A 23,853-nucleotide genomic window follows, 5' to 3' on the forward strand; every position below is an offset into this window, starting at 1 on the left:
AGAACCCGCCACAGGAAATAGTAGAAATCAAGGCGAATGACTAGGAACCAACCTCGGGGCCCTTTAGGGAGTGAGGGAAGCTGAACCGGGCGTGCGCCGGGAAGACGAAGAAACCCTGGGAATCCTGCACCGGGCGGGGCGCGGCGAAGACTGGCGCGGTGGCCAGGGTTGCGGCGGTGGCCACCGCCAGGGCGACTGCACCGGTGGTGGTGAGGCGGCGGGTAGCAGGAGCCTGAGAGGAGGATGAGCTCATGAGCTCATGCTGCTAATCAACCCACCAGGCAAAAGCCCGTTAACTCTCCGCAGTGTCCCCAGCGCCGGAGGTTGCGGGCCCCTCCTTGTCTTCCTGCTTGCGGAAGTTCTTCCACCACCACCGGATCAGCAGCAGCACGATGATCGCCGCGGCAGCGAGGATGGCCCACATCCACCACTGCCAGGTGGTGCCCTGCCCGTCGAAGACGGACTCTTCCTGCGGGTCCATCGGCACGCGCTCGGCGGTGATAATCAGCCGGTGGGTGTTGATGCCATAGGGGGTGCAGGTGATGAGCGTGACCAGGTCCTTATTCGGCGTGCGGCGCAGCAGGCTGGTTTTATCCGGGGTGACGATCTCGATGTCCCGGACCTCGTACTTTAGCTTCTCGCCCGCCGCGGCGACGTAGACCGGGTCGCCCTTCTTGATCTGGTTGAGGTTGTCCCACAGGGTGGCGTTCTGTATGCCGGTGTGGGCAGAAAGCGCGGAGAGTCGGCCCTCTGGTGGGGCGGGCGGGATAGTGCCATCCTCGCCGAGTTCGCCGGGTGCGCCAACAGGCAGGTCTGTGCCGTATAAGTGGCCGACCCCGCGGGCCAGCACGCGGTCGGAGGTGCCGTGAAAGATTGGCAGATCGGACTTGATGGAGGGCAGCACAATGCGGCCCATGGCCTCGGTCTCATTCAGGACGGAGAGGTAATTCAGGTAGCGCTGATACGCCGGGGAGCTCTCGTCGTTGGAACTGGTCCACGCATCGCCGGGGTCAATATCCCCGAGGTCGGCGTTGTATTGCTGCGCCTCCTCCCAGGCCTTATTGAGGACCTCTGGGGGCACGCCCTTTTCCAGTTGCGAGTAGGCCTCGGCGGCGCGGGACTGCTGGTAATTATTCCACTGGGTGGCGAGCACCGGGTATAGCAGTACACCCAAGCCGGCGAGGATGAGGACGACGGCAATGATCGCGTTGGAGTTCAGTTTCTTGTCTTTGCGGGGCGGGTTCGCGTCCGTCGTGTTCGGCGTTGGGGATTTGTCTGTCATGGGCCTTAATTTCTACTGAGGGTTGGGGCTCGCTCCGGTGGAACGTGGAGAGTTGGAGTCTATTCTTCGCTACGAGATTGCCAAAGTCTTAAATTTTGCTGTGAGACGCTTATCGCTTTTTACCCTATTGTGGGGGGGTATTGCCGGTGCACTTTGGGGCGAAATGCTGTTCAAAAATCCAGGTTGAGGGCGATTTTGGGTCGTGCTAGCTGGGTTTGTTTTTGGGAAAAGTAATGCATGCCTTAATTATTTTAGCTGTTGGGGATGTCGAAGTAGTAAGTTGGTTAGGTGCGATTCACTAGGCGGGAACTGTCAGGCTGAAGCCCGGGAATTGTTGACATCACAATAAAAGTGTTCTGTCAACAAAGGGTTTTGGGCGCATGTGACCGCCAGCGAATTTTAAGGTGTCGCGGCCGAAAGGGCGGCAAGCTTGAAAGTAGCTAACCGGAGTGAGTCGCTGAACGTCGAGGGGTGCTACGCGCTCCAGTCACTACTTATGTAAAGGAATTCACTCCAGTGAAGAAGAACTCTCTGACCATTCGTTCGGTCACTGTCGCCGCCGTTGCTGGCCTCTCCTTGGGTATTGCTGCCCCGGGTGCGATCGCTGTTGCGCAGGAAGGCTCTCAGGTTCAGCAGGTCCAGAAGGCCAATATTGACTTCAACAAAAAAGGCAAGCTGACGATCTATAAGCGAGACCTCGCCGGCGCCAAGGCCACCGAGGGGACCGGCGTTGCTGTGGATGGGGCCCCGGGTAACCCCCTCTCGGGCGTGAAGTTCAAGATCCAGAAGGTCAATGTCGACCTTAGCAAGGCTGAGAACTGGAAAGATCTGTCTAGCCTGACTGCCGCAGGGGCCCTGCAGAAGGGGATTGATAACTCCTTCACGGCGCAGGAAGTCACCACTGATCAGGCAGGTAAGGCAGAGTTCCCGAATCTGCCAGTCGGTATCTACGTCGTGACCGAAACTGAGGCGCCGCAGGGTGTCATCAAGGGTGCTCCTTTCGTGGTGTCCGTGCCGTTCACCGACGCAAAAGGCACTGAGTGGAACTACGAGCCGGTTGTGTACCCGAAGAACACCAAGGCGGAGGCCTCCAAGGAGGTCTCCGACGCGAACAAGCAGCAGGGTGAAGACATCACTTATACAGTGAAAACCCCAACTCCTGCTTTGGGTGAAAAACAGTCGGTTAAGAAGTACATCATCACCGATGACTACGACGAGTCCAAGGTCACCCCGAAGAAGGACGACATCAGGCTGACGATCGCAGGCGAAGAGATTCCGTCTGACCATTACCGCGTTGAAGATAACGATGGGAAGATCACCATCACTTTCTCCAACTTCGAGAAGCTAAACGCTCATCCATCCTCACAGGTCGTTACCACTATCCCAGCAACTGTGAAAGCACAGGGCGAGATCAAGAACTCTGCTGGCGTGATCTTCAACAACCCGAATAATGAGAACGAAATCGAGGATGTCACTATCCCGACCAATGAGGTCTTCTCCTACTACGGTGAGGTTAACGTCGTGAAGAAGGACGAAAACGAGCCGAACAAGCCACTCCAGGGGGCAAAGTTCCAAGTCTACCGCTCCGACAATGAAACCTGCGGTGACAATGATGATGTCCGGATCTTCGAAAACAAGGAATTCGAGACCGACGATCAAGGAAAGCTGAAGATCGAAGGTCTGCACGCTACCAACATCGAGGACAATAACAAGATCATCAACAAGACCTTCTGCTTGAAGGAGATCGAAGCTCCCGCAGGATACGTGACCCCGGAGGGTAAGGCAGCATGGCACAGCTTCAAGATTAAAGCTACTCCGAAGAAGGAAGGCGAGAAGGTCGTTTCTGGAGGAACCATCGAGGCCGCTTCTCTCGATATCACAAACAAGAAGCAGGGTACCCCGAAGCTGCCGATGACCGGTGGCATGGGTGTTGGCATCCTGGCCGCCATCGGTGCCGCTATCGTGGCAGCCGGTGCATGGTTCGCACGCCGCGGCGCTAAGAACTAATAGCCCGCTGAATAGGTAAAACCTTCGCCCAGCGGACAACCCCGCGGGCGGAGGTTTCACCCAAAGCACAGTCAAGCAGAACCAGCCCCAGGAGTACCCCGTGGATCACACACTCAGCACTGACGTGGAACCGAAGAAGGAACCCCGCCGTGCTAACAACACCAAGACCAGTCCCATGCTGGCCGCGGCACTCGTGATCGTCGGGGTGCTCGTGATGCTGTACCCGGTGACGTCCACCCTGTGGAATAATCACCTGGCCACGAAGGCCGCGCAGGAATACGCGAAACTCGAAAAGAGTGCCCCACAAGAGGTGAAGGACACCCAGTGGGAGCGTGCACACGAGTACAACGAGAACCGAACAACCGGCCCCATCCTCGACCCCTGGCTCGCCCGCCTCGACGAGAACAACCCGGAATACCAGGAATACCTGGACCAGCTCAGCGCGAACGACGCGATGGCGCGCCTCATCTTCCCGAAGATCAAGGCAGACCTGCCGATCTTCCACGGGACAGATGACGACACTTTGCAAAAGGGCTTGGGGCACCTTTTCGGCTCCGACTTGCCAGTCGGCGGCAAGGGCACGCACTCGGTGATCACCGGTCACACGGGCCTGGCGAACTCCACCATGTTCGACCACCTCAATAAGGCGGAGAAGGGTGATGTCTTCTACGTCCAGGTCTCCGGCAAGAAGCTGAAGTACGTGGTCGACCAGATCAAGGTTGTGCTCCCCACCGAAACCGAGGAACTCCGCCCGGAGCAGGGCAAGGACTACATCACCCTGATCACCTGCACACCCTACGGGATCAACACGCACCGCCTGCTGGTGCGCGGCCACCAGGTCCCGCTGGACCCAGAGGATCACGAGGTTTTCGACAAGAACCACGGTGCCGGGTGGCAGTGGTGGATGTACGCGCTCCTCGCGGCAGCAGCTGTTGTGCTGCTCCTGCTGCTGCGGTGGCTGCTGAAGAACAAGCGGGATGACGAATCCCAAGAAACGACAGAGACGATGAATGATGAAGGGGCTGGAGCAGATGACTAGCCACGCACGCGCGGTACGGACCAGTCGCAGCCTTGTGGCGGCCATCGCCCTCAGCGCTGGCCTGCTCGGCGGCGCAAATGGTGCCGTCGGGGTTGCCGACGCAGCCCAGGTAGCCGGGCTGAGTGATCAGCCCGGGGTATCCCGCGACTACGGAACCGACACGCTGAGCATCACGCTTTCCCCGGGCAATGGGGACCCGGTCAACCCTGCCACGGGCAAGGTCGCGGGCGTGACCATCAAACTGGAGCGGCTGCAGGGCATCGACCCGGAGAACGCCGCGGATAAGGCGAAGGTCCGCAACACCAGCGCAGACGAGATCGCTGACTGGCCGACCGACCGCACGATCACAGCCGTGACCAACGAGGCCGGCCAGGTCCGATTCCAGGGGCTCGAGAAGGGCATCTACCTGGTCACCTCCCAGGCACCGGCTGGTGCCGCGGCGGGAGAGTACCGGGAGATCAGCCCCTTCCTGGTGGCGGTTCCTTTCCATACTGTTGCTGATAACCCCCGGCCGGTGGAAGGTGTGATCGTGGCGAAGACGAACAACACGGTTCCGCCGAACACCCCACCGACCGAACCACCGACGACGCCGCGGACGACGCCGCCGACGACGCCGTCCACCCCGCCCCCAGGGGACACCCCGCCGGGCGAAACCCCGCCGCCACGGGAGACCCCCGGGTCGGGTAATGAGAAAGAACGCGAACAGGGCGCCCTGGCGATGACTGGTGTGCAGATCATCGGTCTCGTCCTCGCCGCGGTGGCGCTGATGGGCGCCGGGCTGTTGATGCTGTTGATCACGAAGAAGCGAAAGCAAGAAGGGTAGCGACGATGAAAACAAGATTCATGGGAGTAGCGGCCGCGCTGATTGCCGCGCTTGCGCTGGTTTTCGGCGTCGCTGTCCCAGGGACGCTGCCCAGCCTTCCGGCTCCGACTGCGCAGGCGCAGGATCGTTCGTTCACGGTGCCTAGTACGGACAAGTGGCCAAAAAAGGGCGCCCGTTTTATTCCGAATTACAAGATCCCTACCGAGCAGCTTAGCGGTGGCACCATCACCTTGGGCGCAGGCACGGTTGTCACTCTGGAATCCAGCGACAAGATTAATTTCTCTACAGATCCTGCACACCACATAGTGAACTACACGCAACTTGATAATAGCTGGGGCGAGGCCCCGGCAACTTATAACAAGGTCAGCGACACAAAGTTCGAGGTAACCTTGTCGAAAGAAATTACCATCGGTGGCGCCGTAGAATTTGAGCTTATGGGCGTGCACCGCTCAAAGCAGAACCAGGTAATCTTCGCAACGTTCACGCAGCCGGAGCCTGACCCGGAGCCGCGTGAATGGGCTGGCTCAGACCCGCATGGCCAGTTCACCATGCGTGCAACGCAAGGCCAAGAGCCGACGGTCACCTTCACCCGAAAGCTGGACTCAGCCGGGACGCTGAGCGGTGCAGTCGAGGCGTGGGTAGCTGATAAAAACGGTTATGACGTCGACGGTGCCAAGGATTCAAGGCTGCGTATCACTAGATCCGATGGTTCTGTCATCTACGAAACCAGTGGCTGGCCCGGCAGCAATAACGTGACGCCGATCCAAAACTGGGCAGGTGTGAAGTTCCCGCTGCCGCAGAACCTCGAGGTGGACGCTGGAACCACCATTGAGATCGTGTCTCCCTATGGTCGCCGGCCGGCGAACCCCGTCACCGATTCCAGTATCCAGTCCCCCATCGGGCCTGGAACCTTCAATATCAACTTCGAGACTGACACTGACCCGGAACCGGGTGCGTCCGTGACGCCTGCGGATCCAACCCTTGTGGATCCCGCGACTGCACCAGAGTGCGTGGAGAAGGCGTATATCAATATCCCGGACACCAAGGGCGTTGATTACTACCTCAACGGAGAGAAGAAGCCAGCTGGACCCTACGTATTCGAGCAGAACAAGCCGGCTACAGTCAAGGTCACTGCAAAAGCACAGCCAGGGTTTAAGCTCGCTCCGAACGCACCTACCGAGTGGACCTTTGAACTGAGCGGCGAGGTAAAAGCCTGCTCGGACAAGCCACCGGCTGTTGAAGGGCGTCACTTTGAAGCCATCGGTCACGAGTTTGCAGTTGAAGGTGACCCAGTAGATCCGAAGAATCCCAATGCCTTTACGGCTAAGGTGACCGAGGAGTCTCGCATGAAGTACGCAACCGTGCGTATCGAGACTGACGCGACCCCCTTGGAAGCGCAGCAGTACAACCTCGAGCTGGATAAGATTGAGTCAGGCGTGACCTTGCAGAAGCGCAATGTCAATATTGGCAACGGCTTCATCACTATGGAAGTCGTGCCGGTAAAAGATGGCAAGCCGGTTGACTCTGCCGTTGTGCCGAAGGATGCGGTATTCACCTTCACTAATAATTTCTCACAGAACAAGAATCTGAAAGTCACCCTCGATGTGTATGGAGAGAAAAAAGGTGAGCCAGAACCACCGATTATTTCGCCACCAGATGGAGCTGATTGGGTGCATGGGCGAGTTCCTAACCCGCCGATGCCACAGCGTTGTGGTCTGCGCATTGCTGTAGTGGCCGACCTCTCGACATCGCTGAAGTACGCTGATTCTAATGGCTTTGACGAGTCGAAAAAAGCGGCGAATGCTTTGATTGATTCGCTGGCTGGAACTCCTGCAGAGCTCGGCATCTACAATTTTGCTGGTAGCGCGCCGCGGAACCCACTCGGGTCTACGCATAAGGAGAATCCGCCTTATATCTCGTTGCAGTCTGATGATGGGGTTAGTCGAGCAAAGAGCTTTGTGTCTAACTGGGACGGCAACGGTTCTACCAACTGGGAAGCCGGTCTTAAGCAAGTCGCTGCGGGAAACTATGATGTGGTGTACTTCATTACTGACGGTATGCCCACGACCTCCTCGACAATCCAGAGCAAGGGCATCGGTGGCTCGTTTGCTCAGGCCAGTGCCCTCAACGACGCTATCAAGGCCGCCAACGAACTCAAAGCTGCCGGTACCCGTGTTGTTCCGATTATGGTTGATCTGACGCTTGGCGGAAATACGGGTAAAGATTGGGTTGTTGAGCAAGACTATGTCCTCAAAGACATCAAACGCATCCCCCAGAGTGACGAAATTCCTAAAGAGGCTGGTGTCTACTACCAAACCAACTCCGGGATTCAAAGGGCGCGCGAAGCAAACTACAACGACAAGGAGCATAAAGACAACGACGAGAAGAGCGGCATATTCCAAATGGCGAATCTGGAGAGGGCCGCGAAGCTGGCGCCGAATCAGGCACTGCAGGTGTTTGAACGGACGCCTAATGGGAATAAAATCACAGTCACTCCGAACCAGTCGAAGTGGACCTACGGTACGCGAAGGTTCCAGACCATGGGTGAGGACATTTCTGGTAAGGGCGACACCATCCCCGTTAAGCAGTATTCGCAGCTCGCCGCGCAGATGAAGAAGGTCGGTGAAGAACTTGCTACACGTTGTAACGGTGTAGTGAAGGTCAAGAAGAGGATTGTCGATGAAAACGGCAAGGTTCTCGAAGACGGTGCCCCAGGTTGGGAATTCACCCTGTCCGCAAATGACAATGTCATCGGCTCTGGTAACGGTCCGCGGGTCCACCAGTCGATGAAGGTGACCTCTGGATCTGAATCTAAAAAGGGTACTGCATCGTGGAGCATTGAAAGCGAGCGGAAGCAGTCGCTGGTTCTGACTGAAACGCAGAAGGATGGCTACACCTTGTTCCGACGCGGTGCCAACTTGGATTCCACCGGTGACTTCAACGCCGTGTGTACTCAAACCCGAGACGGGAAGACTTCACCTCTCAAGGTGGAAAATGTGGGCGAGTTTGGTTTCCGCGTAGAGATGTCGGAATCCAATAAGGTTCTGTCTCACATTTCCTGCGTCGTCGATAACTACAAAGCGCCGGCCCCCAAGCCAGGCAAGCTGACCTTGGAAAAGGCGGAATACGTCGATGGCGAGGGAGTCAAGGTTCTACCGGGACTCGGTGGTGCGACCTTCGAAATCTATCCTTCGGTTGGTGGTCAGCCGGACTACAGTGGAGGACCGGTCTACACCATCACGCCTGAGATGAAAACAATTGAAATTACTAAGACTGGCACTTTCTACCTCGTAGAAACGAAGGCACCGGCAGGTCTCAACCTGCTGCCCGAGCCGGTAGCTTTTGAAATTTCAATCGACCAGAAGACCAAGGAGTACACAATCTCCGTGGTAGGCGGCAGTAGCCCGTTTATCAAGGCCAAAGGGTCCGGCGAACTCATGATCCTGCAAGTGACCGACACCAAGACCGGTAAGCTGCCGAAGACCGGTGGGTACGGCGTGGGCCTTGTGGGGCTCATTGGTGCTGTGCTCGCAGGTGCGGGCCTACTGCTCAGCCGCCGCAAGACCGCCTAAGCGGTAAAACCAGGCAGGGGAGTGGCGCGTGCATCGCGCCACCCGACCTAGGTAGTAGGAGCATAAAGAAGGGGCGAGTTCAGCACACGGGCTGAACTGCTCCCTGCTTTCCAGACTGGGTTAGTTCTAAATGGTTTGGGTCGTTGCAAGGGTCTGGCTCCGATATTGCATCGGGGCTAGGCCCTTGAACTGTTCCTGTAGCCGGGTTGTGTTGTACCACGGGATGTAACCATCAGACACGCTCCACCAAGCTTGGGATATTGAACCTCGGTTGAGGTGGAAACCGAATTGTGGAAGCAGAAACCGCCACAGGAAATAGTAGAAATCAAGGCAAACGCCTAGGCGCGAAACTCGGGGCACTTCAGCTCATCATCAACTTCTCGAAGGCGATTCCGTGCTTGGTCTTCGGCTGGTTTTCACGCAGTTGGGTAAGTGCTGCAGAGAGCTTCGACATGCAGTCTGTTGTGCATGATCTGATTGGAATTCGAGGTACTTCTGGGCCAGGCCGACAGACTCGAGACATGTCGACACATATGATGTGGTGTGCAGCGCAATTGAGTAGCTCAACGCATTGATCCAACAAGCTAGAAGGAAGGCCCCATGGTTGGCCCTAAGCGATACGCCGTCGTTGACTTCGAGACCACAGGCTTTGGCTCGACTGATCGAGTCATCGAGATAGGTGTTGTTCTGTTGGACCACAACCGGGAGGTGGAGTCAACGTGGGAGACCTTGCTGTAGCCGCAGCGGGATATTCCGAACTCATTCGTTCACCGCATCACACCGACTGACGTTGTGGATGCGCCCCTTTTCGGCGAAGTCGCAGGGGAATTCTTCGAACTTCTCAACGGGCGCACGGTGGTCGCACACAATGCGCCTTTCGAGGCGCGGTTCTTGCAGAGGGAGTTTTCTAGTTTACGGGTGGCGTGGCCCAACTACGGGGCGTGGGTGGTTGATACCAAGCGGTTGTTCCAGCAGACGTATCCAGGCGAGAGTGCAACCCTTGAGCACGCCTTGGAAGTTGTTGGGATTACAAATGCCCGTCCGCACTCGGCACTGGCAGATGCACTGGCGACTGCAGAGCTGTTTGCCCGGCTGGTTAGCCAAGGGACTGATGTGGTGATAAGCAGTAGAGCAATTACCCTCCCACCGCACGAGTTTCCTGCCCGCGGCGCGCTTCTACCTCGCACCGCGTTGGCAGAAGATTTGACGCACAAGCGTGGTGAATGGCTGGCTCGCCTGGCAGATACTGCAGCACCTGAAGGCTCCGGAGACGCGGAGAAGTACAAGAAACTGCTCGCGGCAGCGTTGGTAGATAAGGAACTTTCCAAGTCTGAAATTGCCCAGCTGCAGAACCAAGCGCAGCAGGAGGGTCTCACCAGAAATGACGTGATGAGTATTCATGAAGAATTCATCCGGCAGCTCGCCGTGGAGGTTTGGCTTGATGGTGAGGTGACAGAGGAAGAACGTGACACGCTGCTGTTGCTCAACGAGCAGCTGGGGCTGCCTGCCGATACCGCCGAGGCACTCCTTGCGGCCCCACAGCAAGGGAAAGTGAACTGGGTATCAGCCTGTCTGCTGGGGACAGAGTGACGTTTACGGGGCAGTTCGATCTTCCCCGAGAAGAATGGGAACGTCGCGCAATGGCAGTAGGGCTAAGCGTCGGCGGCGTGACGAAAAAGTCCGTGCTACTCGTTGCAGCGAACCCTGACTCCATGAGTGGAAAGGCGCGCAAGGCCAGGGAGTACGGCATCCCGATTATTGGTGAGACGGCCTTTGCTCGTCTGTTGGGCAATATGTCTGGGGGCGGACAACTCGTGGAGCAGGACCTGTCGGCACAGCCTGCTGAACTTGATCTGACAGAAACCTACGGGATCTTCCCGTGGAGCATTGGCGTTTCTGGCACAAGTGCGCACACTGGCACAAAGGCATTGGCGGTGGAGTGGTGCGCCAAGCACCCAAGACGGAAACTTCTGGAGCTCTCGCCTCAGTTGACGCCGTTTAGTGAGATCGAGGTGCAAAGTTCTTACAAGAGCGGATACACACAGTGGTTTGCGCGGTTCCCGCAACCGCTGGAGGCAACCGTGGAGGACTTGCGTGACCTACCAGGAGTAGGCGAACACAAGCTTGTGGCCATGGTGGAAGCCGTGGTTATTGCAGCCAGCGACAGCGGAAATGCCGCGGTGATCGATAGCATTGGCGCAGCGGAGAACCCTTATGGTGACATCCCCTTTGGTGACAATCCTTTTAGCGACGATAAATCCGCTGGGCGCGCTGCTGAATTTTTGGGTCGAACGTCCGAAGAAAACCGCGCGTTGGACCAAGCCGCGTTGTACATCGGGTGGGCACAGCTAAATGGCGCGGTTGTAGAGGTTGCGTCGTTACCAAGTGCCGTCGCAGCCGAGGTCCCCATTATTACTGCACACCTTGAGCACCAATCCCCAGTGCGGGCTTTGTTCCAACGCGCCGTGGATGAGCTCATTCGAGTCATTGGCAGTGACGAACGCAAACGCGGAATCGTTTACAGCCGGTGGCTTGGTGAGGCGACGTTGGATTCCATCGGCGCCGCGTTTGGTCTCACGCGCGAGAGGATCCGTCAGTTGGAGCGACAATTGGCGGAAGATTTTGAGAAGGATAGTGCTCTCTTTAAAGAAGTCGTGGCGGCTGTGGCTGAGCGTGCCCGTCTAATCTTGCCTGTGGATGAGCTCCGAAGGGAGCTACCTGATCTCGTACGAAAGCCAGCAGAGTTTGACGCAACGTTCGGTGAAATCTTCACGGGCATTGGCAAGCAATGGGAAGTTGTTAACGGCTGGTTGGTGTTCAATGGCTTCACTCAGGCCTTGTCAGAGAGGCTAACAATGCTGGCGGACGACCACGGTATTGTTCGGGTTGATGAACTCGCCGTGGGCCTGGAGGTTACGCCGGAACGGCTGGAGCAATACATCGTGACCAATGATGAACTTAAGGTCGCAGTCTTGGACAACTATGTGCTGACAAAGGTCGGCAGCTACCAAGACCGTGCCGTGAGCGTGCTTGCTATAAACGGTGAGCCGATGACCGCAGAGGCGATCATAGACACCCTCGGGGGTGGCAGCCCACGGTCTGCTTCTAATCAATTCTCCATTGACCCTCGTCTGACAAAAGTCTCTGCCGATCAATGGGCGCTGACGGAGTGGGGACACGAGGAATTCAAGAACATTGCTAGCTGGATCTCTACGCGCCTGGCAGCTAGCACCCGCACTCATACGGTTGTCGATGCCGCAGGTTCCGCGCAGGAAGTCCCTGCGATTACGTTGAATGAGCTGCTAGCGCAGGCAGAGCGATTGCGAATTTCAGAGCTTTCGATCCGCCAATATGCGGCCAATGGAGATTTTGAGACTCGCGACGGCATGGTTATTGCACGAGTGGATGAGTCTGGAAACGTCATGGAGGGCGATATCGCAGATGCCCGCGATGCCTACCTCCGTGATGGCGAGTGGCACCTCTTGCTGACAGTTAACAAGGACCACCTGCGTGGCAGCGGCTTCGCAGTTCCTGCGCCCATTGCTGCGTACTACGGAGTAATGGGCGAGAGCTGTGCGTTGAGTAGCCGGTTAGGTGAGGAGTTTGTTCGTGTCAATCGTCTCAAGCAAGTCTCGTTGTCAACAATAAAGCGGTTCCTCGACGAGCTCGGTGTACGCGAGGGCCAGCGGGTGTGGCTCAAGCTGGGCAAAGAAAGGACCTTTGATGTCTCGATCGCACCTGCTGTCCAGCATCATGAGACTGGGTTGGCTCGCCTCTATGACTTCGTGGGACTTGACGGCACGCTGATGCAGCCGGGTGAATCGACGGAAGATTCGCTAGCTCGAGTTAACGAGATGCTGGGGCTGAGCCCGCAGGCGCCGCGCCGGCGAACGGTGGCGGTCTTCCGTCACCGCCACCAGGACGAGATCGCTGACCTCATTCAGGTGCTCTAGGGGATTTCATGGAGCAAGGGGACTGAAATAACGTGGCTCCGTGCATTGCTTAAAATCAAAAAAGGGCGAATTTTTCATTTTAGGCAGTTTGTTGGTTATCTTAATTACAAAAATCTCGATCTTTTAACGTTTAGGCAGTGTGATGCCTGTGGAAAAATACGAACCACTGAAAAAGGTGTTTTATCGTGCCACGAGCGGTGGCAGGGAGCTTGTTGCTGAGCAGCTCCGTGTGCGGCGTTCAAGTCCTGCTGCTTTTACCTGGCCCTATGAGGTGGGCAAGCACGGAGTTTTCTATGTTCACACCCGTGGTCTCGCAGAAAGGGTGGAGCGCGTCTGGCGCCAAGAGATTCAGATTGCTGCGTTGTGGCAGAAACTTCCAGTGACGGCTAGGGAGCACTATTTTCACGAGCTGGTGGTCGATGAAATAAAGGCGACCAACGATATTGAGAACATTTCCTCCACCCGCAAAGAAGTCGCCGCCGCGGTTGAGGCTGAACGCAGCATGGGAAAGGCGGCGGAAGGCGCGCCAGTGCGGCGATTCCGGGAAATGGTGCGGCAATACCTGGCCCTCCCCAGCGAATTTTTGGGGCGAGATGACCTTCCACCATTGGGTTTCCCCTCAAACTTGTCTGAGATTCGCTCGCTGTACGACTCCCTCGTCGGCGAAGAAGTAGACAAAGCCGATGCGCCCGATGGCGAGCTTTTCCGAACTGGTGATGTTTCGCTAAACGATGGAGTGCGTGAGCTTCATGCGGGCGCACGGGGAGAGTCCGCCATTCGGGCGCGCCTCGAGGTGATGCTCGATTCTGTTCATGAGTCTCGCGGGGTTCAGCTCTTCGCGGCCTTTGTGGAGCACTTCATGTTTGAACATACCCATCCATTTTACGACGGCAACGGACGCATGGGGCGATTCCTCCTGAGCATTCGGCTCTCACGGCTGCTTTCTACCCCGACAGCGTTGTCGCTTTCGGCGGAAATCTTTAGGCAGAAGAGGCGCTACTACGATGCCTTCACTACGGCAGAAGACCCCATGAACTATGGTGAGCTGACTTTCTTTGTCGAGGATATGGCTGCGATGGTCAATGCCGCCCAGGCCCGTTTGTTGTCCTCCCTCGAGGAAAGAAGCGACCGATTGAATAGGCTGGAACAGAGCCTGCGTGCGCTAGAGAGCGAAGGGCCTGTAAGCGAGCTGGCATTGTCAATCGCATTCTTGCTTGGACAGGTTGCGCTCTTTGGCCCACGTGCTGGCCTGAGCTTGGACGAGGTAGCCGGCGTTGTGGGAGTGTCCAAGCCGACCGCGCGTAAAGGGATTACCGATCTCGAGAGCATGGGTTACGTCGAGTTCTTGTCGCGGCGCCCGCTCGTTACGGCACTTACCACGTCGGGATTGACGTGGCTCGGGTTAGCAGAGTGATCAACCCAGCGATCGGTGTGCACTATCGGAAATCAGCGCGGATAAGGTTAATCGCGCGCAAAGATTAGGCAAGGACTAGGTAAACGTTTGCATACCTGTTAATACTTTAGTTAGAGCTGGTCATATCTTTCGTGGCCGGCAAAGAGTAAAGGTAGGAGGACGCGTATGTCCATGCTTAATGCGTTGCTCGCGGAGGGTGCGGTTGATCTGCACGGCCGTGCTGGTGACTGGCGTGAAGCTATTGAGTTGGCGGGCGGCTTGCTCGTTGGGGCGGGCAAGACGATCCCGGCATACACCGAGGCTATGGTGCAGTCGGTGGAAGAAAATGGTCCATACATTGTGGTGGCGCCGGGCTTCGCTTTTGCCCACGCGCGGCCGTCGGAGGCAGTGCGCGAAACGGCGTTGTCGTGGGTGCGCTTGGATACTCCGGTGGAGTTCGGTTCCAAAACCAATGACCCCGTGACTCTTGTCGTAGCACTTGCGGCGAAGGATTCATCCGAGCACCTGAAGGCAATGAAGGAGCTGGCCGGGCTGCTGGGGAAGAAGGACGTGCGTGCGCGTCTAGATTCTGTAGAAAGCGAAGCTGAGCTGCGCCAGGTGCTTGTGGAGGTTGCGAACGGTGGGGCAGGGGCGGCGTCGGCAAGCGCGGCTCTTGCAGCTGATCACAGTGACGCGCACGATGGCGCCGAGCACCAGACCGCGGCTGATTCGGTGGCCTCAAAGGGCAAAATCTACACCGTGTGCGGCAATGGCCTGGGCACGTCGTTGTTCCTGAAGAACACGCTGGAGCAGGTCCTCGATGAATGGGGCTGGGGCAAGTACCTCACCGTCGAGGCAACCGACACGATTTCAGCCAAGGGGCGTGCGAAGGAAGCTGACTTCTTGCTGACGTCCGGGGAAATCGCTGCAACGCTTGGCGACGTCGGGGTGCCCGTCCACGTCATCGAAGACTTTACGAACATGTCCGAAATCGATTCTGCTCTGCGCGAGCTTTACGACGTCTAAGGAGCACTCATGGATGTCTTGTTGAACATTGCCAACTTCTTGGTCAATGAAATTCTCTCAGTGCCGGCGTTCCTAATCGGCATCATTACCGCGGTGGGGCTCGCCTCGATGGGCCGTGGCGTGGGCCAGGTCCTCGGCGGCGCCATCAAGGCCACACTCGGCTTCCTCCTGGTGGGCGCGGGTGCCGGCTTGGTTACCGCCTCCCTTGAGCCGCTCGGCGCCATGATCACCGGCGCCACCGGCGCGCAGGGCGTGGTGCCCACCAACGAGGCCATCGTGGGCATTGCTCAAGACCAGTTCGGCTCCCAAGTGGCCTGGATTATGATCCTGGGCTTCGTGGTCTCGCTGATTCTGGCCCGGTTTACCCCGATGAGCTACGTGTTCCTGACCGGCCACCACGTGTTGTTCATGGCCACCTTGCTGACCATGGTCCTTGCACCTGCTGGATACTCTTCCTGGATCGTGGTTGCCTTTGGCGCCGCGTTGCTGGGTATCTTGATGGTCTCCCTGCCTGCCATTGCTCACCCGTGGACGCGCCGCATCACCGGCGACGACTCCATCGCAATTGGTCACTTCGGCACCGCCGGCTACCTCGCTGCCGGTGCCGTGGGCAAGGCAGTTGGCGGCAAGGGCGAGAAGATGTCCAAGTCCACGGAGGAGCTCAAGCTTCCCGAAGGCCTGCGATTCCTGCGTGACTCCATGGTGGCTACCGCATTGTCCATGGCTCTCATGTACATCGTGCTCGCCGTCATGTTCATGGTGCGCGCTGGTACCGAAGAGGCCTTCACCGCATTCGAAGGCGGTGCCACCAACGTGGGTAACTACCTCATGCAGTCCTTTACTCAAGGCCTCCAATTCGGCGTGGCCGTGGCCGTGATCCTCTTCGGCGTGCGCACCATCCTGGGCGAACTCGTTCCTGCATTCCAGGGCATCGCCGCCAAGGTCGTCCCCGGTGCCATCCCGGCTCTGGACGCGCCTATCGTCTTCCCGTACGCACAAAATGCCGTGCTGGTGGGCTTCATCTTCTCCTTCATCGGCGGCCTCGTCGGCCTCGCTGCTCTAGCCGCATGGCTCGGTCCAACATTCGGCGTGGCGCTGATCCTGCCCGGCCTGGTTCCGCACTTCTTCACAGGTGGTGCAGCGGGCGTCTACGCCAACGCAACCGGTGGACGCCGCGGCGCCATCTTCGGTGCGTTTATTAACGGCCTCATCATCACCTTCCTGCCGGCCTTCCTCCTGGGTGTGCTCGGCTCCTTCGGCGATGCTAACACCACCTTCGGCGATGCCGACTTCGGCTGGTTCGGCCTGCTCTTGGGCTGGTCTTCCAAGGCCGGCGGAGCACTGGGCCTCGTTCTCATAGCAGTTCTTGGCTTGGCTGTCTTGGCACTTGGCTGGTTCTCCCAGCGCAAGCTCGTTGCCACCAATTGGGATCCCACCCCGTGGCGTGAGCAGCCGGGTGCTGCCGCTCCGAAGGGTGAGGCATCTGACGTTAAGCCGCTTGCTGCTGGCCAGACTGCAGCTTCGAAGAAGTATCCCAAGGTGCTTCCTCCGAAGGGTGCTCCGGTTCCGCCCAAGACGATTGCGTAGCAATTCTGGTTGGCTTGTTGGACAAGCGCGCGGATTTCCGTGCCATCACGATGGTGGCTGGCAACGCTGCCGCACCCAGATCTCATCCAAGAATCCGGGCGCTACAAGGCAGACGTGGTCACGGGTAGCGGTATTACGCGAGGCTATGCGGCAATGGCCTGGGAGACCTTTGGGCTAGAAGCTAACGCGACGGTCATCGAAAAGGCGGACCGCGAAAGCTTCTTTGGCTTGCTTGGCGACGTCCTGGAAACCCAGACCAACCCAAACCGGCCGCTTCAGAAAGCGGACTAGAACAAGTCCCAGATGGTGATTGCCAGAATCACCGAACCAAAGAAGAACACAAAGTAGTTCCACGGGTCATGGCGGTAGGTTTTGTACTCCTTGACCCGGTGGAACATGTAGACCGGAAGCAGGAAGATAAGCACCGCATCGAAGACGCCACCAACCAAGTAGATGAGGTTGAGAATTGGCGGGTTGAACACCGAAACCAGCGTGCCGGTGACAAAGATGAACGTGTAGACGATGGTGAGTAGGCCGCGGCGGTTCAGACGGTTCGCAGTACGTGGCGCGATGAGGCGCACCATATAAGAGGTGCCTTCCTCAGCGCCGAGCATGGTGCCGAAGTAAGAGGTAATAATCGCGAAGATAACGACCATCGGGGCCAGCCAGGCAAGCAGCGGTACTCCGGTGACGTTAGCGAAGTAGGAGAGCACTGGCAGGTTCTGCTCAGTTGCTTCCTTCATGCCATCCGCGCCAAGAGCCAGCACACAGGACCATACGAAGAACATGGTAAAGACGACCAGCAGTGCGGCAGTGTAGAGCTCAATGCGGGTAACGTGTTTTTCCGTCTTCTCGCCGTAGGTTGGCTGCATGTCCACGGAGAATTGGGAAAGGCCGGCCATGTGCGAGAAGGAGAAAGCAAGCACTGGCAAAATCAGCACGGATCCCAGCAGAATATACTGCCAGCTGCCGTCTTGGTATTGCACTTCCATAAAGGAACGCAGGTCCCACTGTGGAATTAGGTAAATCGAGGTAGCAGCCAAAGAGACGATGAGCGGATAGACCAGCACCTGCGCCAGCCACAGCATGGGCTTGCGGCCGATGGCGAAGATTCCGGTCAGAATTCCCACGCATAGGACCGAAAGAACCCAACGGTTAATGGATGGGCCGTGCAACTGATTAACAATGAAACTGTCGATGGCGTTGGTCAAAGAGATGGCATAGATGAACACCGTGGGGATATTTGCCAGCGAGTACATCAAGGCCACGAAGAGGCCGGTATGCCGGCCCAAGTACTTGCGTACTAGCTCGAGGACGTCGAGTCCGTGGTCTTCGACGGGAGCGCCCGAGACGATGCGCGCGTAGGTGCGGTGGGAGAAGTAAACCACCGGGAAGATGATCGCCGTAGCAAAAGCCAGCGGCCAGAAGCCAAAGGTGCCCGCCTGTAGCGGAAGGAAGAGGATACCTGCGCCCATCGCGGTGCCGAAGAGCGCGAGCACCCAGCCCAGCGCAGTGCCTTCGGTCTTCTTGCCCTCGCGACCTAGTGGGGAGGCAGTAGATGCGGTCTCGTCCGCGGCGGGCGCGGCAGTGTCATAGGTTGTCATCGGCTAGTTCTCCCCTTAGTAGTCCACTGCATCGCGCGCGATGGGGCAGGTCATGCAGTGTCCGCCACCGCGACCACGGCCGAGCTCGGCGGAACCGATCTCGATGACTTCGACGCCAGCGTCGCGAAGCTTGGCATTGGTGTGTTTATTGCGATCGTAAGCCACGACCACACCGGGCTCCAAGGCAACCACGGTGTCGAGGTGCATTGACGCGCGGTCCGGCGTCATCGCAGCAACGATGACCTTTTCAGCCGCGCCCGCTTGAAAGAGGTCGCTGGCCAGGCCGCTTACCTCTGACCGGTGGTGCGCTCACTCATGCCGAAAAGCAGATCCTTGCAATTAGCTGGGGGTGGGGCGCTCGTGGGCCAAGCCGGAGCGGCAGACCATAACTTGATGTAGTTTGCCCACTTCGGACCACGCGCCCAGGAGTAGAGTTGTCGTTTATGAGAATCACTCTTTCGTGCAGTTGGTAAGACCACCAATTCTTGTTAGATGTGTCCCAAACGCCAACTATATGCATCCCCGGAGGCCCTTAGCCGCGGAAAGCGCCTAGTGCGAATAGAACGAACACGACTGAGGCGATGCCGATGGCCAGTGGCCACATCTGGATCGCGAGTGCGCCGATGAGCAGCACGGCGACAAGCGTGCCGAGGAACACCAGATCGAAGCCGTCGAGGAGCGTAGCCTGCTGTGCAGCCTTTTCTGCCTCGCGGGCCTTGGCGGCCATGATTGCGGCTTGCTCGCGACGATGACGGATATCGGCTAGGGCCGCAGCGCGGGCGCGCTTCTTTTCGGCTTCGGTGGCGGTGTCGGGCAGGAGATAGGCAGTAGGCACGGGCTTGGTCCTTTCTGACGGAGGAAGGAGCTTTGGACTCCGGAGAGAAATCAATGTCTAGAAAGAAGTGTGGCCTAGCGGTGGGGTGAGGTGACGGAAAGTGGGGAGTGTTCCCTCTCGCCTGTGGGACACCAATTGGCTGGGGGCGAGAGGCACAAAACAACTTCAGCGCCCGGGCCTCACATGGGGCCGCAGGGCGCTGAAGTTGTCTCTATCTCTCTCATGCGCTCTCTCAAACGCATAATCATATTATGCGGCTTCGTGCTGGCATATCAATTAACGAAACCTTGAGTATTCCTGGCAGTTACTCGTCCAGCTCCAATTTGGGGTCCTCGGCCTGTGCGGCCTCGAGGACCTCTTTTGCTGCGTCGAAATTGATGACCATGGCCAAGAGTGCGGTGCCTGACAGTAGGGGCGGCTCCGGTGGGGTGCCGGTCACCATCTTCCAGGTGGCGGTGGCAAAGGCAGCGATGGCAGGAATCAGGATGAGCCCGCCTGCACCATTCCTGGCACGGAAGGTCTGACGCCGACTTGGATCTAGGGCAAACGTGTCTGGAACGGTGCAGGCCTGCGAAAACTAAAGAAACCGCGATGCTGTCCTCCCTAACGGGAAGAGTATGCGCCGCAGTTCCTCTTCTCTATCTCTCGTGCACTCTCTCAAAACGCACAGCGCTATTACGCGTCAACTCGATTTGAATTTGGGGAGACGCGACCATAATTTTGGCAACACTTTATGGTTCCGCAAGTAAAAACAACGTCAGCGCCCGGGCTCTCACGTGGGGCCCTAGGCGCTGACGCTGTCTCTCTCTAAACACTCCCGATTATCAGCCAAGGCTGCCCTCCGGAAGCTGAGGGGTTCTCTCTATCTCTCTCATGCGCTCTCTCAAACGCACAACAAAAGTATGGGGCACGCAGCTGGCACAGCCATGATTCGCGGCTGATAGTCCACTGGAACTCCCTGTCATTTCACTGGCTATTTGGCCCGGATGTTCGAATCTTGCGGCTTTGCAGGGGCGGGCGTGTCCGGTGCGGTTTCTAGAGTGTGTGGTGCGTTGAAAACAGTTCCCTAAATATCCAGCTAACTAGCTGGCTTTCTCGTCCGTGAAGGAGCCATTATGTGCAACAGTTGCGAGAACAAGTCCCTTTCCCGCTTTGGCGATGACGCTCGCCCCGTCACTTTGACCCGCATCATGGGTGCACTTCGCGAGGTCGGCATTGACTTCCATGTCGAAGGAAGCGAATCAGACATCCTCGTTGTGGAATTTTCCCGGTTTACCGTCTTGATTGCCCTAGACGGCGCCTACGGCCAGCTTTTCTCTCTCAAGGCTGTACCCAAGGTGAATGTGCATTCGAGTCGCGCAGCGGATCTTGCATTCGCCGTGTCCGAGTCCAACAACCGGTTGCTTTGGCCGGCTTCCTCTTTCACTGAGAAGGAAGACGGGTACCTCGAAGTAGCCATCACTATCCGTTATGAACTGCGTGCTGGCTTAAGTGACATGCAATTGGAGGACATGATCGATATCAGCATGTGTAGCGTCCAAACGGCGCTGGAGATTCTCAGCGAGCATGTTCCTGAGCTCGCGGGAGTACCCGATGGATTCACGGAGCGTTTCGGGGAATCCAACACGGGAACACTGGTACCTGTGACCTTGGAACGTGTGCAGCGCGTTCTCGCTGCGGAAGGTATCGAGAATGTGGAGATGGAGCCGGAAGAGCAAGCCATTTACGCGTTTATCAACGGCTATTATTTCGTATTCCGCATGGATGGGCGGCGCTGGATGTCCGTCCGCGCCTACTTCGACTCTGATACCGCGAAGTTCAATTATGGTGAACTCCTCCAGGTGCTCAACGACTTTAACGCGGGTGAGCATGAGTCTATGGCTCACGCGGCGAGCTCAGATGATCATATAGGAATCGCGCTTGAGCAGCACTTCCTTGTCGATAGGGGGATGTCCGCGGGGCAGATTGGCTGTGCTATTCATGGGGCCATCTTTGGGCACCTCGACGCAATCAGTGAGCTAGAGCCGGTGGTCAAGCACCTTGCGCGGGAGGACACGGAAATCGAGCGGCCTTACCTCGACTTCGATTGGGAAGACGAAGCAGACCCCGAGCAACTAGAAACTCCGGACAACTAGAACTGAGCGGGGCGCTTTGCGATGAAGGCTGCTACGCCTTTCTTGTGCTCGTCGGAGGCGAGTAGGCGGTATTGGGATCTTCTTCCCACACCAAGCGGTCGGGAAGGGCGCCGAGGGCCTCTCCGCGGGGCACCTGCTTGGCGACGACCCCCGCACCCACCGCTTCTTCTACGCTCATGCGGTCCTGGAGCAGCGCGAGCTGAAGCGCGCGGTGACGCCCCAACGACATCGCAAGCAAATGCAATTGAAGCGTCTGCGCAGGCAGTTGCACCTTCGCATGTGGCAAACACGGGAACAGGAGAGGCCTGAATACCTGAAACCAGTGCATTGAGCTGCGGGAGCATGGTGGTTTCAGTCACGATTAAGTTCCTCGCATGCACGATAAAAGCCGCCTTCCCAGTACTTGCTGGGGAGGCGGCTTGTGGTTGTGGTTAGACGGTTCTACTTTCGGCCATTCCTAACGCGCGACCAGGCTGCTGCGATAACCAGGCCAACGCACGCGATGGCGAGGTAACCCCACATGTGATCGGCGCTGGTCTGAATGGTCTTTGGTGGAGCAGGAGTGTTTGCTGCGGTTAGGACGCTTTCTTTGTCGCGACCAGAGGTGACCCCGTCAATCCAGTCAGCGGTACCTGCGAGGGTAGTGATTGCCGCGCTGGGGGAGGGCAGGTCAGGATCGCCATTCGCAGTTTGGGCGGTAGCGAGACCAGCGAGCTCTCCGTCAACGAAGAATGGTCCGCCGGAGTCGCCGCCCTGCATACCTGCGCCAGATACGGAATGTGCGTCCAGGATGGCGCTTTGGATCAGCGGCATCATGGAACCGTCGGCTGGGATGCTTTCGGTTCCAGCAGGGATGGACTCGGTTTTGGAATCATCTGGCTTGACCGCATCTGGCTTAGCTGCATCTGGCATTGCTGTACCTGGCATGACGGCGTCTGGCTGCATTTCCATTGATGTCATGGCACCGCCTGGAATAGCCTCACCTGGAGTAGCTTCACCAGGCGCAGCCTCGTCTGGAGTACCTCCAGAGGGGCCTGCGCCCAGCAGCTCATTGACCACCATCTTGGTCATCGGAAGCTGCCCGGAGCGTGCCATAGACGAGCTGCTGCTCCAGCCGTAGAGAGTACCCGTCTGCCCAGGTGCCGGAATATTGCGGGAAACCTTCGCCGGGGTTGCGTCAGTGACCTTCTCGGTCAAGTGAAGCAATCCTGCATCAGACACTGGAGACAGTGCCCAAGAATCGGCATCGTAGACTTTCCCGCCGATGCGGGCCTGGGTTCCTTCGTTGTTTACAGACTCCAGGCAGTGGCGTGCTGTGAGCACCCACTGATCTGCAACCAGCGTTCCGGTGCAGTCACCAAAATTGCCGATTTTACCCATCTTTAGCGCGGCCACAGAACCGCTTTCAGCATTTGCAGGTGCGGGTTCGCCGTTTTCCAATGCAAGAGCCGGGCCGGCAGATAGAAGCAGAGTGCTGCTAACAAGTGCTGCGATGGAAAAAGATGTTTTCTTCACGGTTATTTCCCTTTCCCAGAAGGAACAATGGCCTTGATCACGGTGGCAACAAGCTTTTCAGCAGGGCCCTGTCCCACAAACTTCTTCCAGAGGCTTGCGATGACGAGGAAGAATACGATGAATCCTGCTGCGGACAACGTGGAATGCAAAGACACATTCTGCTGCCAATAAAACGCGGTGAGAACGTGCAGGATGTAAATGGTCAGCGACATTGTTCCCATGGCCGCGAATGGGTAAACCGCGGCCGAGAAGCGGTCGCCTATAAACAGGCACAAATGCAGCACAATAGCGGCAACGGCGACGGAGAGAATGATTTCGCCGAAGACACCGGTATGTCCGGTAAATCGGAGCCAGCCAGCAATCTCAGGATCAAATCGGAAGTACATGCCGACGGCTGCGATGACAACGCTGACAGCGGTAACAATCCAACTCAACCGAGTATTAGCGCTGGTCTCGGAGGTGGAGGCGCCTTGCAGACGACCGCGTAGGTAGACGTCGTAAAGCAGCATGCCGCCGATGAAATATGCGATCCACGCCAGAAGCGGATAAATCTGTGGCAGCGTCATGGGCGCGTACTTAATTGTTGCGGCGATAGTTGCGGCGATGAAGAAGCCGACTCGCCACCAAGTTCCGAGTGCTGGCATCCAGGAAACCAACATCATTACCAGGCCCATGACAATGAGGACTACTTGAATTTGCCCACCGACCGGCAACAAGGCCATGCCGATGAGGATAATCAGAGCGCCGCGAGTGATGAGGCGCAAGAAAGTGGTGCTGCTGTAATTTCGGCCGATAATCATCATGGTGGCGCCGGCAATAATGGCGAACAATGATGAAGGCAGGCCGGAGAGCACAACCTTTGTGCTCCAAAGCAGTGAGGCCATATGGACAATGATCATGCCGATGATGGCGAGGGAGCGCGCTATATCAAGCCCCACAATTCGTGAAGGTTTATTCACCCCAGTATTCTCCTTATACTACAACTTATCGGGAGGTGCTCTTTGGTAAAAGCACTCCCTACAAACGTCGTACGACCTGTAAACGGCTTAATTGAAACGACTTCCTATTTGTAGCAACCGAAT

At 57.4% G+C, this 23,853-nt stretch carries 20 protein-coding genes and 2 pseudogenes; 12 read left to right on the top strand and 10 right to left on the bottom strand.

The genetic code is table 11. The features are described from left to right. Positions 1-40: 40 nt before the first annotated feature. The gene (locus tag HMPREF3153_RS11075; RefSeq protein WP_005528086.1) at positions 41-253 is read right to left on the bottom strand and encodes a hypothetical protein; all 213 of its coding nucleotides are present in this window, start codon (positions 251-253) and stop codon (positions 41-43) included. Between the two features lie 39 nt (positions 254-292). Continuing rightward, positions 293-1,282, bottom strand: a complete 990-nt coding sequence (locus HMPREF3153_RS11080) for a class C sortase (protein WP_070420879.1) — start codon at positions 1,280-1,282, stop codon at positions 293-295. A gap of 516 nt (positions 1,283-1,798) precedes the next feature. On the opposite strand from HMPREF3153_RS11080, the gene HMPREF3153_RS11085 reads away from it, so the two are divergent. The 4 genes from HMPREF3153_RS11085 (at position 1,799) to HMPREF3153_RS11100 (ending at position 8,723) form a co-directional block, all read left to right on the top strand. Beyond that, on the top strand, positions 1,799-3,289 hold the full coding sequence (locus HMPREF3153_RS11085) for a SpaH/EbpB family LPXTG-anchored major pilin (RefSeq protein WP_070420880.1): 1,491 nt from the start codon (positions 1,799-1,801) through the stop codon (positions 3,287-3,289). A 100-nt stretch (positions 3,290-3,389) separates the two neighbouring features. Beyond that, entirely contained in the window at positions 3,390-4,328 is a 939-nt protein-coding gene (locus HMPREF3153_RS11090) for a class C sortase (protein WP_070420881.1), read from the top strand. Then, on the top strand, positions 4,321-5,151 hold the full coding sequence (locus tag HMPREF3153_RS11095; protein WP_049192331.1) for an isopeptide-forming domain-containing protein: 831 nt from the start codon (positions 4,321-4,323) through the stop codon (positions 5,149-5,151). Before HMPREF3153_RS11090 ends, HMPREF3153_RS11095 begins: the two co-directional genes overlap by 8 nt. 5 nt (positions 5,152-5,156) lie before the next feature. Further along, positions 5,157-8,723: a SpaA isopeptide-forming pilin-related protein gene (locus tag HMPREF3153_RS11100; RefSeq protein ID WP_246817200.1), complete on the top strand. Its 3,567-nt coding sequence runs from the start codon at positions 5,157-5,159 to the stop codon at positions 8,721-8,723. A 126-nt stretch (positions 8,724-8,849) separates the two neighbouring features. Here the strand turns inward: HMPREF3153_RS11100 and HMPREF3153_RS12675 are convergent. After that, a pseudogene (locus tag HMPREF3153_RS12675) lies at positions 8,850-8,957 on the bottom strand (IS3 family transposase); the annotation flags it as partial. A 366-nt stretch (positions 8,958-9,323) separates the two neighbouring features. Between HMPREF3153_RS12675 and HMPREF3153_RS13245 the strand changes: the two are divergent. The 7 genes from HMPREF3153_RS13245 (at position 9,324) to HMPREF3153_RS12680 (ending at position 16,973) form a co-directional block, all read left to right on the top strand. After that, positions 9,324-9,461: an exonuclease domain-containing protein gene (locus HMPREF3153_RS13245; protein WP_279109908.1), complete on the top strand. Its 138-nt coding sequence runs from the start codon at positions 9,324-9,326 to the stop codon at positions 9,459-9,461. Between the two features lie 54 nt (positions 9,462-9,515). After that, complete coding sequence (locus HMPREF3153_RS13085; protein WP_349018542.1) at positions 9,516-10,313, top strand: 3'-5' exonuclease; 798 nt, start codon at positions 9,516-9,518, stop codon at positions 10,311-10,313. 77 nt (positions 10,314-10,390) lie between these two features. Further along, the gene (locus HMPREF3153_RS11105; RefSeq protein ID WP_236592663.1) at positions 10,391-12,676 is read left to right on the top strand and encodes a sigma factor-like helix-turn-helix DNA-binding protein; all 2,286 of its coding nucleotides are present in this window, start codon (positions 10,391-10,393) and stop codon (positions 12,674-12,676) included. Between the two features lie 142 nt (positions 12,677-12,818). After that, the gene (locus HMPREF3153_RS11110; RefSeq protein ID WP_070420882.1) at positions 12,819-14,090 is read left to right on the top strand and encodes a Fic family protein; all 1,272 of its coding nucleotides are present in this window, start codon (positions 12,819-12,821) and stop codon (positions 14,088-14,090) included. A 165-nt stretch (positions 14,091-14,255) separates the two neighbouring features. Beyond that, a complete protein-coding gene (locus HMPREF3153_RS11115; RefSeq protein ID WP_070420883.1) occupies positions 14,256-15,095 on the top strand; it encodes a PTS sugar transporter subunit IIAB in 840 nt (279 codons plus the stop codon). A gap of 9 nt (positions 15,096-15,104) precedes the next feature. Next, on the top strand, positions 15,105-16,682 hold the full coding sequence (locus tag HMPREF3153_RS11120) for a PTS ascorbate transporter subunit IIC (RefSeq protein ID WP_070420884.1): 1,578 nt from the start codon (positions 15,105-15,107) through the stop codon (positions 16,680-16,682). A gap of 39 nt (positions 16,683-16,721) precedes the next feature. Then, positions 16,722-16,973: a hypothetical protein gene (locus HMPREF3153_RS12680; RefSeq protein WP_070420885.1), complete on the top strand. Its 252-nt coding sequence runs from the start codon at positions 16,722-16,724 to the stop codon at positions 16,971-16,973. Here the strand turns inward: HMPREF3153_RS12680 and HMPREF3153_RS11130 are convergent. From HMPREF3153_RS11130 to HMPREF3153_RS13160, 4 genes and pseudogenes are all read right to left on the bottom strand, one after another. Continuing rightward, positions 16,970-18,286: an SLC5/6 family protein gene (locus tag HMPREF3153_RS11130; protein WP_070420886.1), complete on the bottom strand. Its 1,317-nt coding sequence runs from the start codon at positions 18,284-18,286 to the stop codon at positions 16,970-16,972. The genes HMPREF3153_RS12680 and HMPREF3153_RS11130 overlap by 4 nt on opposite strands. A gap of 15 nt (positions 18,287-18,301) precedes the next feature. Next, positions 18,302-18,615, bottom strand: a pseudogene (locus HMPREF3153_RS11135) (arginine deiminase family protein); the annotation flags it as partial. A 203-nt stretch (positions 18,616-18,818) separates the two neighbouring features. Further along, positions 18,819-19,121 carry a hypothetical protein gene (locus HMPREF3153_RS11140; protein WP_070420888.1) on the bottom strand — a complete coding sequence of 101 codons (303 nt, stop codon included), beginning with the start codon at positions 19,119-19,121 and terminating at the stop codon, positions 18,819-18,821. Positions 19,122-19,425: 304 nt separating this feature from the next. Continuing rightward, positions 19,426-19,560, bottom strand: a complete 135-nt coding sequence (locus HMPREF3153_RS13160; protein WP_256364745.1) for a hypothetical protein — start codon at positions 19,558-19,560, stop codon at positions 19,426-19,428. Positions 19,561-20,236: 676 nt separating this feature from the next. Here HMPREF3153_RS13160 and HMPREF3153_RS11145 point away from each other — a divergent pair. Then, a complete protein-coding gene (locus HMPREF3153_RS11145) occupies positions 20,237-21,256 on the top strand; it encodes a YbjN domain-containing protein (protein ID WP_049166691.1) in 1,020 nt (339 codons plus the stop codon). A 31-nt stretch (positions 21,257-21,287) separates the two neighbouring features. Here the strand turns inward: HMPREF3153_RS11145 and HMPREF3153_RS12790 are convergent, their stop codons facing one another. The 3 genes from HMPREF3153_RS12790 to HMPREF3153_RS11160 all read right to left on the bottom strand — a co-directional run bounded on the left by HMPREF3153_RS12790 (position 21,288) and on the right by HMPREF3153_RS11160 (position 23,730). Next, positions 21,288-21,434 (bottom strand): hypothetical protein, encoded by a 147-nt coding sequence (locus tag HMPREF3153_RS12790; RefSeq protein ID WP_155115456.1) that lies wholly within the window; start codon positions 21,432-21,434, stop codon positions 21,288-21,290. Between the two features lie 263 nt (positions 21,435-21,697). After that, complete coding sequence (locus HMPREF3153_RS11155) at positions 21,698-22,771, bottom strand: trypsin-like serine protease (RefSeq protein WP_070420889.1); 1,074 nt, start codon at positions 22,769-22,771, stop codon at positions 21,698-21,700. Positions 22,772-22,773: 2 nt separating this feature from the next. Further along, positions 22,774-23,730: a DUF418 domain-containing protein gene (locus tag HMPREF3153_RS11160; protein ID WP_005528126.1), complete on the bottom strand. Its 957-nt coding sequence runs from the start codon at positions 23,728-23,730 to the stop codon at positions 22,774-22,776. Between the last annotated feature and the right edge of the window lie 123 nt (positions 23,731-23,853).

The sequence above is a fragment of the Corynebacterium sp. HMSC06C06 genome (genome assembly GCF_001807295.1).
Classification (GTDB): Bacteria; Actinomycetota; Actinomycetes; order Mycobacteriales; family Mycobacteriaceae; genus Corynebacterium; species Corynebacterium striatum.

Coding starts and splice junctions, on each gene's coding strand:
- HMPREF3153_RS11075 (WP_005528086.1), bottom strand. CDS start 253: ATGAGCTCATCCTCCTCTCAGGCTCCTGCTACCCGCCGCCTCACCACC.
- HMPREF3153_RS11080 (WP_070420879.1), bottom strand. CDS start 1,282: ATGACAGACAAATCCCCAACGCCGAACACGACGGACGCGAACCCGCCC.
- HMPREF3153_RS11095 (WP_049192331.1), top strand. CDS start 4,321: ATGACTAGCCACGCACGCGCGGTACGGACCAGTCGCAGCCTTGTGGCG.
- HMPREF3153_RS11100 (WP_246817200.1), top strand. CDS start 5,157: ATGAAAACAAGATTCATGGGAGTAGCGGCCGCGCTGATTGCCGCGCTT.
- HMPREF3153_RS13245 (WP_279109908.1), top strand. CDS start 9,324: ATGGTTGGCCCTAAGCGATACGCCGTCGTTGACTTCGAGACCACAGGC.
- HMPREF3153_RS11110 (WP_070420882.1), top strand. CDS start 12,819: ATGCCTGTGGAAAAATACGAACCACTGAAAAAGGTGTTTTATCGTGCC.
- HMPREF3153_RS11115 (WP_070420883.1), top strand. CDS start 14,256: ATGTCCATGCTTAATGCGTTGCTCGCGGAGGGTGCGGTTGATCTGCAC.
- HMPREF3153_RS11120 (WP_070420884.1), top strand. CDS start 15,105: ATGGATGTCTTGTTGAACATTGCCAACTTCTTGGTCAATGAAATTCTC.
- HMPREF3153_RS11130 (WP_070420886.1), bottom strand. CDS start 18,286: ATGACAACCTATGACACTGCCGCGCCCGCCGCGGACGAGACCGCATCT.
- HMPREF3153_RS11145 (WP_049166691.1), top strand. CDS start 20,237: ATGTGCAACAGTTGCGAGAACAAGTCCCTTTCCCGCTTTGGCGATGAC.
- HMPREF3153_RS12790 (WP_155115456.1), bottom strand. CDS start 21,434: ATGAGCGTAGAAGAAGCGGTGGGTGCGGGGGTCGTCGCCAAGCAGGTG.